The sequence below is a fragment of the Moraxella sp. K02 genome, from assembly GCF_041154755.1.
Taxonomy (GTDB): domain Bacteria; phylum Pseudomonadota; class Gammaproteobacteria; order Pseudomonadales; family Moraxellaceae; genus Faucicola.
Window position 1 is genome coordinate 774,515 of the sequence record NZ_AP031590.1, and the last position, 15,409, is coordinate 789,923.

14 protein-coding genes are annotated in these 15,409 nt (G+C 42.2%); 10 read left to right on the plus strand and 4 right to left on the minus strand.

The genetic code is table 11. The features are described 5' to 3' along the window. Positions 1-30: 30 nt before the first annotated feature. Positions 31-2,418: a site-specific recombinase gene (locus tag ACAM39_RS03560; protein WP_369628242.1), complete on the minus strand. Its 2,388-nt coding sequence runs from the start codon at positions 2,416-2,418 to the stop codon at positions 31-33. Positions 2,419-2,717: 299 nt separating this feature from the next. Here ACAM39_RS03560 and ACAM39_RS03565 point away from each other — a divergent pair, with 299 nt between their 5' ends. The 9 genes from ACAM39_RS03565 (at position 2,718) to ACAM39_RS03605 (ending at position 10,693) form a co-directional block, all read left to right on the plus strand. After that, a complete protein-coding gene (locus ACAM39_RS03565) occupies positions 2,718-3,881 on the plus strand; it encodes a DNA-directed DNA polymerase (protein ID WP_369628243.1) in 1,164 nt (387 codons plus the stop codon). Between the two features lie 93 nt (positions 3,882-3,974). After that, positions 3,975-4,322 carry a PilZ domain-containing protein gene (locus ACAM39_RS03570; RefSeq protein WP_007116499.1) on the plus strand — a complete coding sequence of 116 codons (348 nt, stop codon included), beginning with the start codon at positions 3,975-3,977 and terminating at the stop codon, positions 4,320-4,322. 289 nt (positions 4,323-4,611) lie between these two features. Further along, a complete protein-coding gene (cmk, locus tag ACAM39_RS03575; protein WP_369628244.1) occupies positions 4,612-5,361 on the plus strand; it encodes a (d)CMP kinase in 750 nt (249 codons plus the stop codon). A 122-nt stretch (positions 5,362-5,483) separates the two neighbouring features. Then, complete coding sequence (rpsA, locus tag ACAM39_RS03580) at positions 5,484-7,154, plus strand: 30S ribosomal protein S1 (protein WP_369628564.1); 1,671 nt, start codon at positions 5,484-5,486, stop codon at positions 7,152-7,154. 269 nt (positions 7,155-7,423) lie between these two features. Further along, positions 7,424-7,720, plus strand: a complete 297-nt coding sequence (locus tag ACAM39_RS03585) for an integration host factor subunit beta (RefSeq protein ID WP_036603685.1) — start codon at positions 7,424-7,426, stop codon at positions 7,718-7,720. Positions 7,721-7,882: 162 nt separating this feature from the next. Next, positions 7,883-8,242 carry a lipopolysaccharide assembly protein LapA domain-containing protein gene (locus tag ACAM39_RS03590; protein ID WP_036603687.1) on the plus strand — a complete coding sequence of 120 codons (360 nt, stop codon included), beginning with the start codon at positions 7,883-7,885 and terminating at the stop codon, positions 8,240-8,242. A gap of 41 nt (positions 8,243-8,283) precedes the next feature. Continuing rightward, positions 8,284-9,021 carry an orotidine-5'-phosphate decarboxylase gene (gene pyrF, locus ACAM39_RS03595; protein ID WP_472828226.1) on the plus strand — a complete coding sequence of 246 codons (738 nt, stop codon included), beginning with the start codon at positions 8,284-8,286 and terminating at the stop codon, positions 9,019-9,021. Positions 9,022-9,038: 17 nt separating this feature from the next. Then, a complete protein-coding gene (locus ACAM39_RS03600; RefSeq protein WP_369628245.1) occupies positions 9,039-9,830 on the plus strand; it encodes a metallophosphoesterase in 792 nt (263 codons plus the stop codon). A 113-nt stretch (positions 9,831-9,943) separates the two neighbouring features. After that, positions 9,944-10,693: a histidine phosphatase family protein gene (locus ACAM39_RS03605; RefSeq protein ID WP_369628246.1), complete on the plus strand. Its 750-nt coding sequence runs from the start codon at positions 9,944-9,946 to the stop codon at positions 10,691-10,693. Positions 10,694-10,784: 91 nt separating this feature from the next. On the opposite strand, the gene ACAM39_RS03610 is transcribed toward ACAM39_RS03605, so the two are convergent. The 3 genes from ACAM39_RS03610 to ACAM39_RS03620 form a co-directional block, all read right to left on the minus strand. Then, entirely contained in the window at positions 10,785-11,951 is a 1,167-nt protein-coding gene (locus ACAM39_RS03610) for an acyl-CoA desaturase (RefSeq protein WP_368891362.1), read from the minus strand. A gap of 204 nt (positions 11,952-12,155) precedes the next feature. Continuing rightward, entirely contained in the window at positions 12,156-13,799 is a 1,644-nt protein-coding gene (locus ACAM39_RS03615; protein ID WP_369628247.1) for a sensor histidine kinase, read from the minus strand. A gap of 3 nt (positions 13,800-13,802) precedes the next feature. Then, entirely contained in the window at positions 13,803-14,438 is a 636-nt protein-coding gene (locus ACAM39_RS03620; RefSeq protein WP_036603711.1) for a response regulator, read from the minus strand. Positions 14,439-14,763: 325 nt separating this feature from the next. Between ACAM39_RS03620 and ACAM39_RS03625 the strand changes: the two genes are divergently transcribed. Continuing rightward, the gene (locus tag ACAM39_RS03625; protein WP_369628248.1) at positions 14,764-15,357 is read left to right on the plus strand and encodes a 6-pyruvoyl trahydropterin synthase family protein; all 594 of its coding nucleotides are present in this window, start codon (positions 14,764-14,766) and stop codon (positions 15,355-15,357) included. Positions 15,358-15,409 lie beyond the last annotated feature (52 nt).

Consider the following 15,409-nt stretch of genomic DNA (forward strand, 5'->3'; position numbering starts at 1 on the left):
ATATTTCTATCGTGTTCAGTGTTTCATCAATTATTTAGGTAGTTTGCTTGCCGTGTCATTTGGGGTGATATTGTCGACCGCCTTTTGCACCACTTTTTCTTTAATTGCCTGTTTTTTCTCTGCAACTTCTTCATCAGTCAATTTTTCCGTATGACTGATATTGTCGATATGGGGCGCAGTAGCATGCGGATGTTCTTCTGGCTGTGATGTCAGGGCAGTTTTATGTCCTTTATTATTTTTACCATCGTTTGCAATCGGTTTGTCATCATAGATAATATTACCGTCGCTATCGATGAGCGCATAGTTCATCGGCTGTTTACGCGGGATAAAAAAGTCAGAGGGTTGGGTCATCAAATGCGAGGCGACCAATTCAAATAAGAATTTCCACTCAAAGACTTTCACATTACGAGCGCGTAGGGCGGTCATTAAGGCGAGTGAAAAACTCACCAACAAGTTAATCATACCGATGACCATCACCCCAAATAGACTGACCAAAATAATACCGATTTCTGGAAACTCGCCCGTGTTGGCATAAATGTTAAAAATTCCGTGAATAAAGTTGGCAGACGCAAAGGCAATATGGCGAATATCGATCGGTAAGCCAAAAATATAACCGATGGTCGCCGTACTACCCAAAAAGCAACCGAATAGAAAGTTACTCATAATCGCACCCAGATTGCGCTCGATAAAATCGCTAAAGCGCAATAACGTGACAGGTGTCATCATCCGTTTGAGGGTAGGATGGTTGCGGATACGCTCACCAATTTTGTTGTGTACTGCAAGATTATCGTAATAGCCTGCAATCAATCCTGAAATATACAGATACACCCCAGCAATCGCGGCATGAAAGATAGCAAGCGAGGTAAACGGGTTAAGATCATGCAGTAAATGCTCTGCGCTAGCTTCCGATGTTAACGGACGACCCAGTCCATACAGCCACATGGATGAAATCAGTAGCGCAATCGGCATGGCAATTGAAATATTACCCATAATGGCAATAAATTGGGTGCGCATGATATCAACGACCAATTCGGTCAGCTTGGTAAATTGCGCCGCTTTGCGCCCTTTTACCTCTGAGATGGTCGAAGCAATCGCGGCAGCTGTCATGGCAGGCTGTTTGGTCGCCACTGTGCCGCCAATAATATGAATTGCCACAAAGCCAAGACCATAAATCATACTGTTTAAAAAAGCCACACCAAACGGTGCCAAGGGTAGGGATTTCCCTAGGATTTTAAGGGTCGCCATAAAGCCGATGAGTAGACCACCCAATGCCGCTTTTTTATACATACGGCGATAGCCCGCTTTATCGGTACTGATATAATGCTCACCGACCTTACTGGCCGTCTCAGTGACACGGCGCGACAACAGCGCGGTATTGATGCCAAATAAATATCTAAAACTACTGCGGTGGTATGAATCTTCATACAACGTGTTAATGAGCTCTATGATGGTTTTTTTCTTGATATGATCGTTGTCCGATAGCAGTGACACCAACAATTCAAGACGCTGCAGGCTTTGCTCAAGGCGCACCAACATATTGGTGGTACGCACAGTAATACCCGTTCGATGAATACGGCGACGGATGTTTTGCATCATGGTGCGCGCTTGGTCGGTCAACACTAAAATTTGACTGCTATCCACCTCAGGCTGGGGCATCGCTTGCTCATCCCCTGGCTGCATGCTGAGCTGGTATTGACTGACAAATTCAGCGACTTCGCGGTTCAGTGCAATAAAAGTATCTTGATTGTCAATCGGATTGGGAAATGCCTTTATTAAATCGGCATTGAGCCCGATGCCGTTGATACGCGCCGTTAAAATAGTAATGGCTTTGAGCACATTGGCTTCAAGCGCTTGCACTAACGCTTCTTTGCCCGCGGGTACTTTAAGGATGAGTATCAGTTCAATCCACCAACGCTCATTGATTAAGCGCACCCAGTAGCGGGTTTTTGGTGTGGCAAAAAACGCGTTAAATAAGCCAATCAAATCGCGGTCATCGGGTACGGAGGGTAATAGCTTTTCACCCACCAAATCAAAAAATTGTGAAGTAAAGCCAGCATCTGACAAGATACCCAAATCCGTGTATAGCGACACCTGACGATAACGATTAATCAAGGTAAGCATAAACACACAAAACCCTTCTGCCCATACACGATTGCCGCGTAGTAGCCGAATAAATAATGCCATCTGCTCATTGGCGGTTGTAGCATCATCTGCACGGTTGCGCAGGGTATCTAGTAGTTGTTTAAATAAGGTAACTTGCGGAAAATCACGCAGCGCATTGATTTCGTTTAAAATAGTAGTTAAACGCGCTTCTAAGGTTGGCATCACCTTTAATTGGTCTGCCATATCCGCCGCATCATAACGATGTTGGGTATTGAGTAAAGCATCTTGATTATTAGGTTGCGATAAATTCGTCAAACTAACCTCGAAGTAAACAGAAAATTGAATCGTTTTTTTAAATAGGGTAAATCACAACTATAAGAAAAAATACGAAAATAGATATCTTAAGATGAAAATTTAATCGACTCATCAAAAAAAATCCATCATTTATTTGCAACAAAAATCTTATGGGCCAAGGTTTAAAGACTGTAAGGGATAAAATAACGCTACGTGTTAACGCATTTATGTATTCGAGAAAACAACCTGACTGATTATCCTAATTGATTATCTAGCCGTAGCGATTATACTATGGTTACTCTGTTGACTGATTTTTTTCTATGGCATCGACTATAATTTCTCAATCAAAAAGCACCAAACAACCCAATACCGAATCAACACCCAATGAAGTAACCCAGTATTACTATCCAGATCCCGTCAACCAACAGGTGATACAGCAGTGGCTGTTTATGGATTTACTGCCGTGGCAACAGCCAACTTGGCAGTATTTGACCACTCATCTAGACGCCTTGCCGCACGCAATGCTGTTTGCAGGTAATGCAGGGACGGGGAAACGCGCCTTTGTCTACCGGTTTGTCGCATGGGCATTGTGTGAGAATCAACGGGACAATGTACAAGGTGCCACAACTGCCTGTGGGCAATGCCAAAGCTGCCAGTGGCTGATTGCCAACACCCACCCCGATCTTTATCAAATTCCCACACCCACCGTGGCGCGTGACGCGTCGCCTAAATCTAAAGCAAATAATACCCTCGTGGCGCAAGCCCCAACCCATCAGTCAGGTTATAGCATCAAAATTGACGAAATTCGTGAATTACAGCCCTTTGTCACGCAATCGAGTGGCGGATTAAGAATCGTGGTTATTCACCAAGCGGATGCGATGACCCTAGCAGCCAGTAACGCGCTTCTTAAAACCTTAGAAGAGCCTGCCGAGAATGTGTTGATGCTGTTAATTAGCGATAGTCCTTCGCAGCTACTGCCAACGATTCGCTCGCGGCTACAGTCATTTTCAGTCAGCCATATCACCCCCGATCAATCAATGCAAGCGATGCAGCAGTTAATGCCAAATGCCGATACTGCGACGCTACAACAAGTGAGTGAATTGTCTGGTTATGCGCCCTTTTTGGCACTGCAAATGTTAAACAGCGAATGGTATCAACACCGCCAAACTTGGATAAACAGCTTTCAAGCGGTTCGTAGTGGACAACGTACGCCTGTGCAGGCCAGCAATTATTGGCAAAAAATGCTGACACTGACGGATTTTTTGTACTTGTCGCAAGCCTTGTTAGTGCCATTGGGGCAATTTGCCGTCGGTATCTCAGCGTCAGTCAATGACTTGGATTTTGGCAAGCTGCAGCCACCACCGACATTAAAGCAAATTAGCCAGTTACAACGGGTTATCGATCAAATCTGGCAAGATAGACAGCAACATATCCAAGATAAGTTATGCTATGATAAAATTTTTAGCACCATGCTTGATTGCTAATCTATTCAATTATCTATATTACCCAATTATCTATATTATTTATCATTCACCATGCGTTGGTAACCCCATGCGTTAGTAAAAGGAACAGTGATTATGGCAATGCCATCTCGTGGCGGTATCACCACCATTAACTATGATACGATCGAAAAATTGTATGCTAGCTATCTGCCTTTTATTGAAAACGGTGCGTTATTTATTCCTACAAACCAGCAGCAACAACTAGGCAGTCAAACCTTTGTGGCAATCACTTTGCCAAATTCGAGTGAGAGAATGCCGCTGCATGGTAAAGTGGTGTGGGTCAACCACCGCGCACAAGCACAGCGCCCCGCAGGCTATGCGTTACAGCTTGGCAAAGATGAAGCAGGGTTACGCATCAAAAACGAAGTCGACCGCCTTCTAGCAGGTCATATCAGCTCAGATAAACCCACCTTTACGCTATAAATTTTGGAAATTCTGGCAGTTTTAGCAGGTGATTGTTAAAAGCCAGCGATTGTTAAAGGTGAGCTTATGCTTAATCCTGTAAGTCGCCAGCTTTTTTTCTTCTATCGCGCAATGGTTAATCATCACTCCGCTTATCGGTGCATTTCTCATTTTCTGCGCCTTTTTTGTGCATTTTTTCATTGGCAAAAAATGATACGCAATTTAGTCAATCCTTGTGTCAAATTACTTGTATAAAATAGCTTTCAGGCGTAAAATATACGACTATTTTTGCTTTGTTCCTAAGAATGGCATGTCACAATCGTTAACGCAACCGTCTTTTGATCTAACCGCAAGCCTGCCCGTCATCACCGTTGATGGCTCAAGTGGCGCAGGTAAAGGTACATTGACGGCAAGACTGGCAAAGCTGCTGGATTATCAAATTTTGGATTCAGGAGCGCTGTATCGGATTGTGGGGCTTGCAGCCCACCAAGCGGGTTTGTTAACCGGCAACATTGATGAAGCTGCGCTAACTGATTTAACCCAATCGTTGAAAATTGAGTTTGCAGCCGCAAAAGCGGGTTCAGAGCATGTGACAGTGCTCGTGAATGCCAACGATGTGAGCGAAGTGATTCGCACCGAAGAAGTGGGTAACTTTGCGTCAAAAGTCGCGGTATTCCCGAATGTGCGTCAAGCGCTATTGGATTTACAAAAAAATATGGCGACGTCGCAAGGCAACCCAAAAAAGGGTTTGATTGCAGACGGGCGTGATATGGGAACAGTGATTTTTCCCGATGCGCCGCTGAAAGTTTATCTGGTCGCATCCTCTGAGGCACGAGCCGAGCGCCGTGTCAGTCAGTTAACCAACGCTGGCAAACAGGCAGATTTCGACGAAATTTTGGCACAAATTATTGCCCGTGATGAGCGTGATAGTACACGCAGTGCCTCACCGGCTAAGCCTGCTGATGATGCGATAGTGATTGATAGCTCAGCCATCGATGCTGAGCAAGTGTTTAACCAAGTTTGGCAACTATGCCTTGAACGTGGTTTGACAATTAATTAACTGTTTTTAAAAGTTTTATCGATTTTTTATAGGCACTAAAACCAGCCTTATGTTTATAAAAAATCTTAATTTGAACCGTACTGTGCTGGACAGGCTACGGCTATACAAAGGTAAATTTTATGATGGAATCATTTGCTGAACTGTTTGAAGCAAGCCAAGTACTTGACGTAGAGCGCGGTGCAGTTATCTCAGGTACCGTAGTTGCGATTGATAGCGACTGGATTACCGTAGATACGGGTCTAAAATCAGAAGGTATCGTTGCGCGTTCAGAATTTTTGAATGAACAAGGCGAGCTTGAAGTAGCAGTTGGCGACCAAGTTCAAGTCGTTGTAGATACGGTTGACAATGGCATGGGTCAAACCCAATTGTCACGTGAAAAAGCAAAACGTGCTGAAACTTGGAACGTACTTGAAAAAATTTATGAGAACAATGAGATCGTAACCGGTCTTATCTCTGGTAAAGTTAAAGGTGGTTTCACGGTTGATATCGGTTCAGTACGCGCATTCTTACCAGGTTCCTTGGTGGACACTCGCCCAGTACGCGACACTGCGCACTTAGAAGGCAAAGAGTTAGAATTTAAAGTCATCAAACTGGATCAAAAACGCAACAACGTCGTTGTTAGCCGCCGCGCTGTGATGGAATCTGAAAACTCAGCAGAGCGCGAAGCACTACTATCTAACCTTGAAGAAGGTCAAGAAGTGGTCGGCGTGGTGAAAAACTTGACTGATTACGGTGCATTCGTAGACCTAGGTGGTATCGATGGTCTATTACACATCACAGATATGGCATGGCGCCGTATCAAGCACCCATCAGAAGTAGTTGAAGTGGGTCAAGAATTAAAAGTTAAAGTATTAAAATTTGACCGTGAACGTAACCGTGTCAGCTTAGGTCTAAAACAACTAGGCACTGACCCATGGCAAGACGTTCTTAACAACTATCCAAAAGGTACTAACGTTAAAGCACGTGTAACTAACCTGACTGATTATGGTTGTTTTGCTGAAATCGCTGATGGTATCGAAGGCTTGGTACACGTTTCTGAAATGGATCATACCAACAAAAACATCCATCCTTCAAAAGTGGTACAAATCGGTGACGAGATCATGGTTCAAATCCTTGATATCGATGAAGACCGTCGTCGTATCAGCCTAGGTATCAAACAAACCATGCCAAACCCATGGGAAGAGTTTGATAAGAACTACCAAAAAGGTGACAAAGTATCTGGTACTATCAAATCAATCACTGACTTCGGTATCTTTATCGGTCTAGAAGGTGGTATTGATGGTCTAGTTCACTTATCAGACCTTTCTTGGACTGAAAGCGGTGAAGAAGCGATTCGTAACTACAATAAAGGTGACACCGTTGAAGCGGTCATCTTGTCTGTAGATGCAGAAGCTAACCGTATCAGCTTAGGTATCAAACAACTTAACAGCGACCCATTCAACGAATACCTAGTATCAAATGATCGTGGTGCGGTAGTGAAAGGGGTGGTGACTGACGTTGATGCCAAAGGCGCTAAAGTAAAATTGGCTGACGACGTAGAAGGCTATTTACGTGCTTCAGAAATCCAACAAGACAAAGTAGACGATGCGACCACTGTACTTAACGTCGGTGATGAAGTTGAAGCGAAAATTGTCAGCGTGGATCGCAAAACTCGCGGTATCAACCTATCAGTTCGTGCAAAAGATGAAGCAGAGCAACGTGATGCTATCAAAGCATTAAGTTCAAATGCAGCAGCTGATAACCAACCAAAAACCATTGGTGACTTAATCAAAGAGCAACAACAAAACCAATAATCGGTTTTGTGAGCGATAAAAAAAGCGACTAACTTAGTCGCTTTTTTTATTTTTACCTTTTAGTTAGCGAAATGAAAGATTTAGTCTAAAAAAGACGACGACTTTAGTACGGTTTTGTTATAATATGCGAAGAAAAGTAATGAAATGTAATTTTTCATTATTAAAATTGTTGATAGATTGCTTGATGAAATTGAACTGTAACGAAGTTTTTAAAACCATCATTCTGTAATTTAGACTATGACAGTTACGTTTAGCGTGTTAGGGGTAGTATGGAAAAAGTGTTAAACAAATCTGATTTGATCACTAGATTATCAAGTGAATGTGAGAATATACCAGAAAAAACCATTGAGGATGCCACCAAGCAAATCATTGATTTGATGGTCGATACCTTATCTCAAAACGGACGTGTCGAAGTACGCGGTTTTGGTAGTTTTAGTTTGCATCATCGTGAGCCACGTGTGGCGCGCAACCCTAAAACAGGCGAGAAAGTTACCGTGAAAGCAACAGCGATACCCCATTTTAAACCTGGCAAAGCATTGCGAGAGGCAGTCAATCATCATCGTTAGTTGCGGTTTTTGAGTCATTTAACGTTATTGAACTAGCGATATGGTTTAACATATGATTGATCAAAAAAGAGTGGACAAAAAATCCACTCTTTTTTTTGAATTATCTGTAATAATAGTGGCATTCAAAAATGTAGATTGATTAAAATAATAAAGGAGAAAAATATGCGTTATCTGTTAGCGATTTTGTTGTTCGTGGTCGTTGGTTATTCATTGATGCTGGTATTGGTGAATAACAACCAAGTCGAAGTAAATTTACTGTTTAGCCAAGTACCACAAATGAGTTTGGGGTTACTGTTGATTATTAGCATTGTTTTAGGGGTCATCGCGGGACTGTTGATGGGGTTGATTTTATTTCGCGTGTTACAGATGAAACTGGAAAATCAGCGCTTATCTAAAGAGTTAAAGCAAACCCAAGAAAAATTGATGCAAACACAGCATAATTATGAACAGCATTTAGCGCAAACCAGCAATGCAACGATTGCACCTACCGCAGCCAACCCTAATTTACCACCCGTACGATAAGCAATGCATGCTATCGAATTGAAAAAACGAGTCAGTTTGTTATGAATCAAGTGGCAGTACCGCAAGCAACATCACTCATCAAATCCGCCATCAAGCCACCCATTATTGTGGCATTGGATAACATGGATGACCGTCAGGCATTAAGCTTGGCGGATAAACTGGACCCTACATTGTGCCGGGTGAAAGTTGGCAAAGAGCTGTTTACCAAATATGGTAATAGTTTAGTGACATCCTTACATCAGCGTGGTTTTGAGGTGTTTTTGGATTTAAAATTTCATGATATTCCCAATACCACCGCGCAGGCGGTATTAGCGGCGGCTGATTTGGGGGTGTGGATGGTCAATGTCCATGCCAGTGCGGGGCGTACCGCCATGCAAACGGTGAAAGCGCGTTTATCAGCGCAAAACTATCAAACCTTAGTGATTGCCGTGACGGTGCTGACCTCTATGTCACAGCAAGACTTGGCTGAGGTGGGCATCACCGACTCGGTAGAAAGTCATGTCAAGCGACTAGCATTATTGACTCAGCAATCTGGACTTGATGGGGTGGTTTGCTCTGCACAAGAAGCCAATATGCTTAAAAGTTTATGCGGCAAGGATTTTCTTTTAGTCACGCCAGGTATTAGACTACCAGAAGACGCCAGTAATGACCAAACGCGGATTTGCACCCCCAAAGATGCCATAGCAAATGGGTCTGATTATTTGGTGATTGGGCGGTCAATCACGGCAGCAGCGAATCCCACCGCAAAACTGCACTATATCCTGGATACGTTAAAATAATCCATCTCGAGTCATGTATGCCAGTACGTTTTCAAGTGTTAAGTGATTTACATATTGATAGCTATGCAAGAAGGGATTTGCCGATTGGTGAAATCCCTTACACAAACGCCGATGCTATTTTAGTAGCGGGCGACACATCCAATGGGCTTTTGGGCATCGAATGGCTCATTGGCGAATCAAAGCGACTTGAAAAACCAATTTTTGTGATTGTGGGCAATCATGAGTATTTTGGTCATAATATTCTCGATTTAGATGCCCAAATAAAGACATTGACGCAAGATACGCAAGTGCATTTTTTACAATGCACGAGCTTTGAATTTATGGGTGTCAGAATTATTGGCACAACGCTTTGGACGGATTATCAATATCAACCACAAGATAATACATTGGAGATTGCTCAGCAGTTTATGCGCGATTATCGCGAGATTTATTATGATAACCGACTGTTAACGCCCCAAGATACTGTAGCTATTCATGAGCGGCAGCGGGCATGGTTGCAAAACGCCTTAAAACAAAGCGAAAAAGATGGTATGCCCACTGTGGTCATGACACATCATAGCATCAGCCCATTATCTATCGCGCCAAAATATGCCAATTTTCCCAGTAATGCGGGATTTGTCGTTGATTTGAGCGAATGGTTACAGAGCGATTTTGCACCTGATATTTGGCTGCATGGACATACCCATGAAGCGTTTGATTATCAGCAAGGTCATACACGTGTTATTGTCAATCCCAGAGCCTACCCTAATGAAATCAGTAGTACCGGGATAATTTTTGACTGGCATAAAGTCATTGAAGTCATGGTATGATTGGCGCGTTTTCATAGAAACATCCCATTTAATCGCTTAAATTTTTGACCTCATCAATTTATAGTATCAATTTATGGTGCAAAGATAAAAAGATATAAGGAATGCGTAGTTAAATGTCTAATTCAATCAACACCATGCCTGCTCATTTACCGCTCAGTATGATTGACTCGGTCAAGTTACTGCCAAAACATGAGCGACTAATACTATTTACCCGCCATTCATTGCGCGAGATGTCAGATAAAAATGGCTTTGCCAGTTATGCATTGCCACTGACACCAAAAGGTAGAGTGTTGGCGGAGTCTTGGGGGCGTTGGTTGGCTGCCAACTTAAATTACTCAATGGATGTAGATAGCATCAGTAGCCCGATACAACGTTGTATTGATACCGCAATTTTAATGCAAGCAGGGGCCGGCATCTCTAGAAATGTGTCGCACCAATCGCTGTTGGTAGAGCCAGGTAGTTTGGTCGTGGACCATGAAGAAGTGAGTAAGGTATTCAAACAAATTGGTGCGCTCAATTTTATCAATCGTTTTTTGGCGGGCGACATGCCAGGGATTAAAGCGCCACATAAAGGCGGTTTAGATTTATTAGCGCTTTTATTTCAGCATCAGCCAAAGCACGGACATTTATTACTGGCGGTTAGTCATGATACGCTGTTGTCAGCGTTTTTAGCGGTGATGATGGGCGTAGGTGAAATTAGCTGGGATGATTGGCCAAAAATGATGGAAGGGGTGTTTTTGTGGTTTGATGATAAACCCTTTAGTGAGGCAAAAGTACATTTTATTTGGCGCGGGCAGTGCTATGAACGCCGATTGATTGAATTGTTAGACCCATTTTCACCCTCTTATCCGCTAAAAGACTAATCGATACCCAAAAAAACCATAAAATAAAGGTAGGACTTTATCCTACCTTTATTTTTGACCCAGTTAACTAGCAAACATGATTAGCTTTTAATCAAACATGTTTACCTTTTAAATGATTAACCAAATTTTCAATTTGCTGAGCATGATTGCGAAGTTTATCTTCAATGCCACTAAACTGGTCTTTTAGCTTATCATCGACTTCATGAATACGCTGGGCAAACTCATTTTTTTTCATCTCAATGGCTTGCGTTTTTAACGCTTGCCATTCTGCAATCGTTTGTTTAAAGGCTTGTTGTTCGCTATTTAAACGATCTTTTATCGCTTGGAAATCGCTGGTTAAATTTCCTGAAAAAGTCGCAACTTTTTTCTCAGCACGTTTGAATGCCATTTCTGTTTGCGCATGCTGAATGGTAACGTCTGGGACACGTTTTAAATCCCAAGTCAAACCGATTTTTGACAAGCCATAAATAATCCATTTGCTAGGGTCATATTGCCACCATTTTACCCCATTGCGGTAGTCGTATTGGAAAAAGTGGTGGTAGTTATGATAGCCTTCGCCCCAAGTGAAAATCGCCAGAATCGGATTATCACGCGCGGTATTGGTATCGGTATAAGGACGGGTACCAAACATATGGCAAAGCGAGTTGATAAAGAAAGTAAAATGATGGCTTAACACCAAGCGCAGTAGCCCTGCGAGTACTAAGGTACCCGCAACATCACCCACCATCCAACCAAACAGCGCTGGCAACCCAATATTGGCTAATAAAATCCACAGGGCATAATATTTATCTTGCGCGACTAACACAGGATCAGCTTTTAAATCTGGGATGTTTTTGTAGTCATAGTGCCCGCTTGGGTAGTTTTTGAGCATCCACCCGATATGTGAGAACCAAAAGCCACGCTTGGCAGAGTAGGGGTCTTGATAGATATCATCGACGTGGCGGTGATGCAAACGGTGACCTGCACACCAATCAAATACTGAACCCTGAACAGCTAAGGTGCCGCCAATCAGAAAAAACCATTTGACAATTGGATGCGCTTGGTAAGTACGATGTGACCATAAACGGTGATAACCGACAGTGATACTTAACCCATTCCAAGCCATAAAGAATGCGAAAATTGCCCAAACTTGCCAACTGACGCTATGTGTCCACAAGTAATAAGGTACAATCAATAAAGCCGCCAAAGGCGTGCTAATTAAGACAAACGCAGGGATCCAATTAATGGGCGCGTTTTCAAAAGATTGAGGTTGTGCCATAGAGATAAATGTCCTGAGGATGATCAAAATACGACATGTATTTTTTTAATCATTTACGCTATATTGTACTGAAAAAATGGAAAAAAGTGAACACATATACACTCAAATTCCCGACAATTTTGTTAAATTGATATCGATAAACTTACTGTAATATGAATGCTTTAGCCAAAAAATTCAATTAAAAATTTTAGCTACAAAGATATTTTAGACGGACGGTAACGTTTTGGTTTGACAAATAATCCGAAAGCAAGTTTGCCCCTCACTTGGCACATATTCTAGATTGGCATAATTAGCCTGACAAAAGGCCTGTGATAAATAAAGTCCCAGACCTGTGCCCTGATTATCAGTGGTAAAAAACGGATTAAATAAATACTCAATATTTTCTTTGGTAACGCCGTGACCGGTATCTATCACATCGATATGAATAGATTTGCCAAATTCATACACTTGAAGGGTGACAAAAGCATGAGGCCGGGTTTTGCTACTAAAACGCAGCCCGTTATTGATGAGGTTGACCAAAATCTGTGCTAGCTGATGGTTATCAAACATAAAGCCTTTATCCGTACGGCAGTGCAGAAAAATATCATGCCCGCTAAAGTTTTGTTGTATAAAATCGTTTAGCCAAGTTTTGGGTTCGATATAAACAAAATTAGGGCGCTGCTGACGAGATAATTTCAGCACATCTTCGATGATTTTATTGACCCGAATGGTTTGGTGATAAATCATCTCATATAGCAGGATATTGTCACCCGATAAGCTGCTGTCAGCCTCATTAACTTCCTCCATTAATAATTGACTGGCTTGGCTAATGGTTGCTAGCGGGTTACGAATCTCATGGGCAATACTGGCGGATAACTGCCCTAGTGACGCAAGTTTTAGCTGCTGTGCACGGCTAAACTCATGGCGTAAATCTTCAATAAAAATAATGGCATATTGCTGTCTTAATTGGGTGACACGAAGTCGTAAATCATTAAAACTTTGGTTATTAGGCTCAATGCCAACGGCTAAAGGTGTACTAGCAGTCGGTGCATCAAGACGTAGCATTAAAGTTGCTTCAGGCTCTTGGATGATGGGTGCAAGTCTTGCGGCTAATATGGGGGAAATATCTGGCAAACTAAAATTATCAAGTGTCTTTGGCAGATGTAGTTGCTCGATTGCGGTATCATTGGCGATAAAAATTTCTAAATCGTGGGATACTACCACCACGCCTTGGTCAATGATTTGCACAATTTTATTGTTGATGGCATTTAGCGCGTTGACTTCATTGACTTGGCGCTCAGAGAGCTGCTCAATTTGTTTAAGCCGTTTGGATAACGTATAACTTAAATAAGCCACCCCGATAAAGCTAATTGCCATCGAAGCCACGTTGTTGACTAGCGCGTAATTCACATCGCTTTTTAGGGTTTGATAAAACTGCTGATAAATAACAAGTGTGATGGCAAAAATAGTCAGCAATATAGCTTGGTTGGAGCGCACCAACATAAAAGCTGCGGCAACTTGCACCAAAAACAGCAAAATTACTTGTAAATCATTACCACCGCTGAAATACAACAAAGTAGTGAGTACCAGCGCATCAACGGTTAGCCCGACCATCAACAGCGGATTTTTGGGATAAAAATAATACAAAATAAATAAAGCAATACTAAAGAAAAAATAAAAAAAAGTGGGAAAAAGATTAATCAATACCCAATAGTCATGCTGGGCATTTTTTAGTGCCAACATAAAACTAAAGGAAAAAAAGATAGCAATAATAATGCGGTAACCATTGTAGACGTTACCGATTTTTTTGGTTTTATCGTGGGTGTTTGGCTTGTCAAATAGCGATGAAAACGCAGGATTGGTAATCATGGTTTAGGGTTGAATTAAACCGTGGCGCATAGCCAAATGGGTAAGTTTGACATCACTGTCGATATTAAGCTTTTCAAAAATACGATAGCGGTAGGTATTGACTGTTTTGACACTTACAAACAACTGATCGGCGATTTGCTGTGGACTTTTGCAATTGACCACCATCATCGCCACCTGCATTTCTCGCTCACTTAGCGCATCAAATGGCGACTCTGAATTGTCAGTGAATAAAATATCAGCAAGCTGCTCGGCAACATCGGCGCTAAAATAACGCCCGCCTTGGTGGACTTTTTTGATGCCTTTAATCATCTCATCAAGCGGTGTTCCTTTGGTGATATAGCCACTCACCCCTGCTTTGATGAGCATGGATGGGTAGGGCTGCTGAACCAAAGAGCTGACCGCCAAAATCTTGGTATTTTTATCGGTTTGTAGCAAGCGCTTGGTGACTTCTAAGCCGCCAATGGTAGGCATATTGACATCAAGTAACACCACATCAGGTTTTAATTGTTTGGTTTTGATAATCGCGGTTTCACCATCGGCAGCCTCACCAATCACATCGATGTCAGGGCTATCTGACAGCATCCGTACGATGCCCATTCGGACTAAATCATGATCGTCAACCACCAATACTCTAATCATCATTTTTTATCTCCACCGCGCTTATCTTTGCTTATCTTTATGCCAACAAAGTTTTGTATCAACAAAACTTTATATAAAAAAGAGTCAGCTAAAAAAACTCATTGTTCAACAATAACTGTCTATCCCCAAGTTTTTATATTAGCACAGTTAGCGATTTAAGACGTGAGTTACTGTCTTAAATGTGACGAGATTTTTTATTTATGTTATGGGTAAATTTAGGCAGGCAAATTTGCGCATATGACGAAAATTCGCTTAACTTGTCCAATAGCTTTATAATAGTCAGCATTCAAACCCTTAGTACTGCTAAAAAAATGCGAATCCCATTATGAGAATTAGAAAGCTGTTTAAATTTGAAAATGCCCATATCGTGCGCAATTGTAGCTCCGATCGCTGCAAGTACTCGATTCATGGGCATAGTTACCAAATCGAGCTGATTTTAGAAGCGCACCGCCTCGATCACGGGCAAATGGTGTATGATTTTGGGCTGTTAAAATCATCGATTAAAGACATCATTGATAGTTTTGACCATGCTATTTGTTTTTGGGATAAAGATGACCCTGACTATATTGACGCCTGCAAAAAATTTAGCGCGCGCTGGATTAGTTTGCCTGTTTCGCCATCGGCAGAGCAGTTTAGCCGCGTGGTGTTTTTTTGGGCAAGAGAAATCTTAAAACAGACCCAAATGCAAAACGGCGAAACCGATGTCAAAGTGTATTCCGTCATCGCCCACGAAACAGCAACAGGTTATGCACAGTGCTTTGAAGACGATGTCGATAATGTCCAAATGGGCGCGTTGACGCTGGGTGATTTTGAATTTAGCGAGCAAGTAAAAGCCGAATGGCATGACCCAAACATGTATGACAAATTAAAAAAAGGCGAAAAAATTGTCAATCCGACAGTGGTTTTACAAGTTGACTAAGCTGTTGGTATCTGATGGGGTTGTTGTAACGATTTTTGAGTCAGGACAGACA

What these genes read in the sequence shown, in the direction of transcription:
- pyrF (WP_472828226.1), top strand. Translation starts at nt 8,284, where the DNA reads ATGAATCAAGTGGCAGTACCGCAAGCAACATCACTCATCAAATCCGCC.
- ACAM39_RS03600 (WP_369628245.1), top strand. Translation starts at nt 9,039, where the DNA reads ATGCCAGTACGTTTTCAAGTGTTAAGTGATTTACATATTGATAGCTAT.
- ACAM39_RS03625 (WP_369628248.1), top strand. Translation starts at nt 14,764, where the DNA reads ATGAGAATTAGAAAGCTGTTTAAATTTGAAAATGCCCATATCGTGCGC.
- cmk (WP_369628244.1), top strand. Translation starts at nt 4,612, where the DNA reads ATGTCACAATCGTTAACGCAACCGTCTTTTGATCTAACCGCAAGCCTG.
- ACAM39_RS03590 (WP_036603687.1), top strand. Translation starts at nt 7,883, where the DNA reads ATGCGTTATCTGTTAGCGATTTTGTTGTTCGTGGTCGTTGGTTATTCA.
- rpsA (WP_369628564.1), top strand. Translation starts at nt 5,484, where the DNA reads ATGGAATCATTTGCTGAACTGTTTGAAGCAAGCCAAGTACTTGACGTA.
- ACAM39_RS03615 (WP_369628247.1), bottom strand. Translation starts at nt 13,799, where the DNA reads ATGATTACCAATCCTGCGTTTTCATCGCTATTTGACAAGCCAAACACC.
- ACAM39_RS03585 (WP_036603685.1), top strand. Translation starts at nt 7,424, where the DNA reads ATGGAAAAAGTGTTAAACAAATCTGATTTGATCACTAGATTATCAAGT.
- ACAM39_RS03620 (WP_036603711.1), bottom strand. Translation starts at nt 14,438, where the DNA reads ATGATTAGAGTATTGGTGGTTGACGATCATGATTTAGTCCGAATGGGC.
- ACAM39_RS03570 (WP_007116499.1), top strand. Translation starts at nt 3,975, where the DNA reads ATGGCAATGCCATCTCGTGGCGGTATCACCACCATTAACTATGATACG.
- ACAM39_RS03610 (WP_368891362.1), bottom strand. Translation starts at nt 11,951, where the DNA reads ATGGCACAACCTCAATCTTTTGAAAACGCGCCCATTAATTGGATCCCT.
- ACAM39_RS03565 (WP_369628243.1), top strand. Translation starts at nt 2,718, where the DNA reads ATGGCATCGACTATAATTTCTCAATCAAAAAGCACCAAACAACCCAAT.
- ACAM39_RS03605 (WP_369628246.1), top strand. Translation starts at nt 9,944, where the DNA reads ATGTCTAATTCAATCAACACCATGCCTGCTCATTTACCGCTCAGTATG.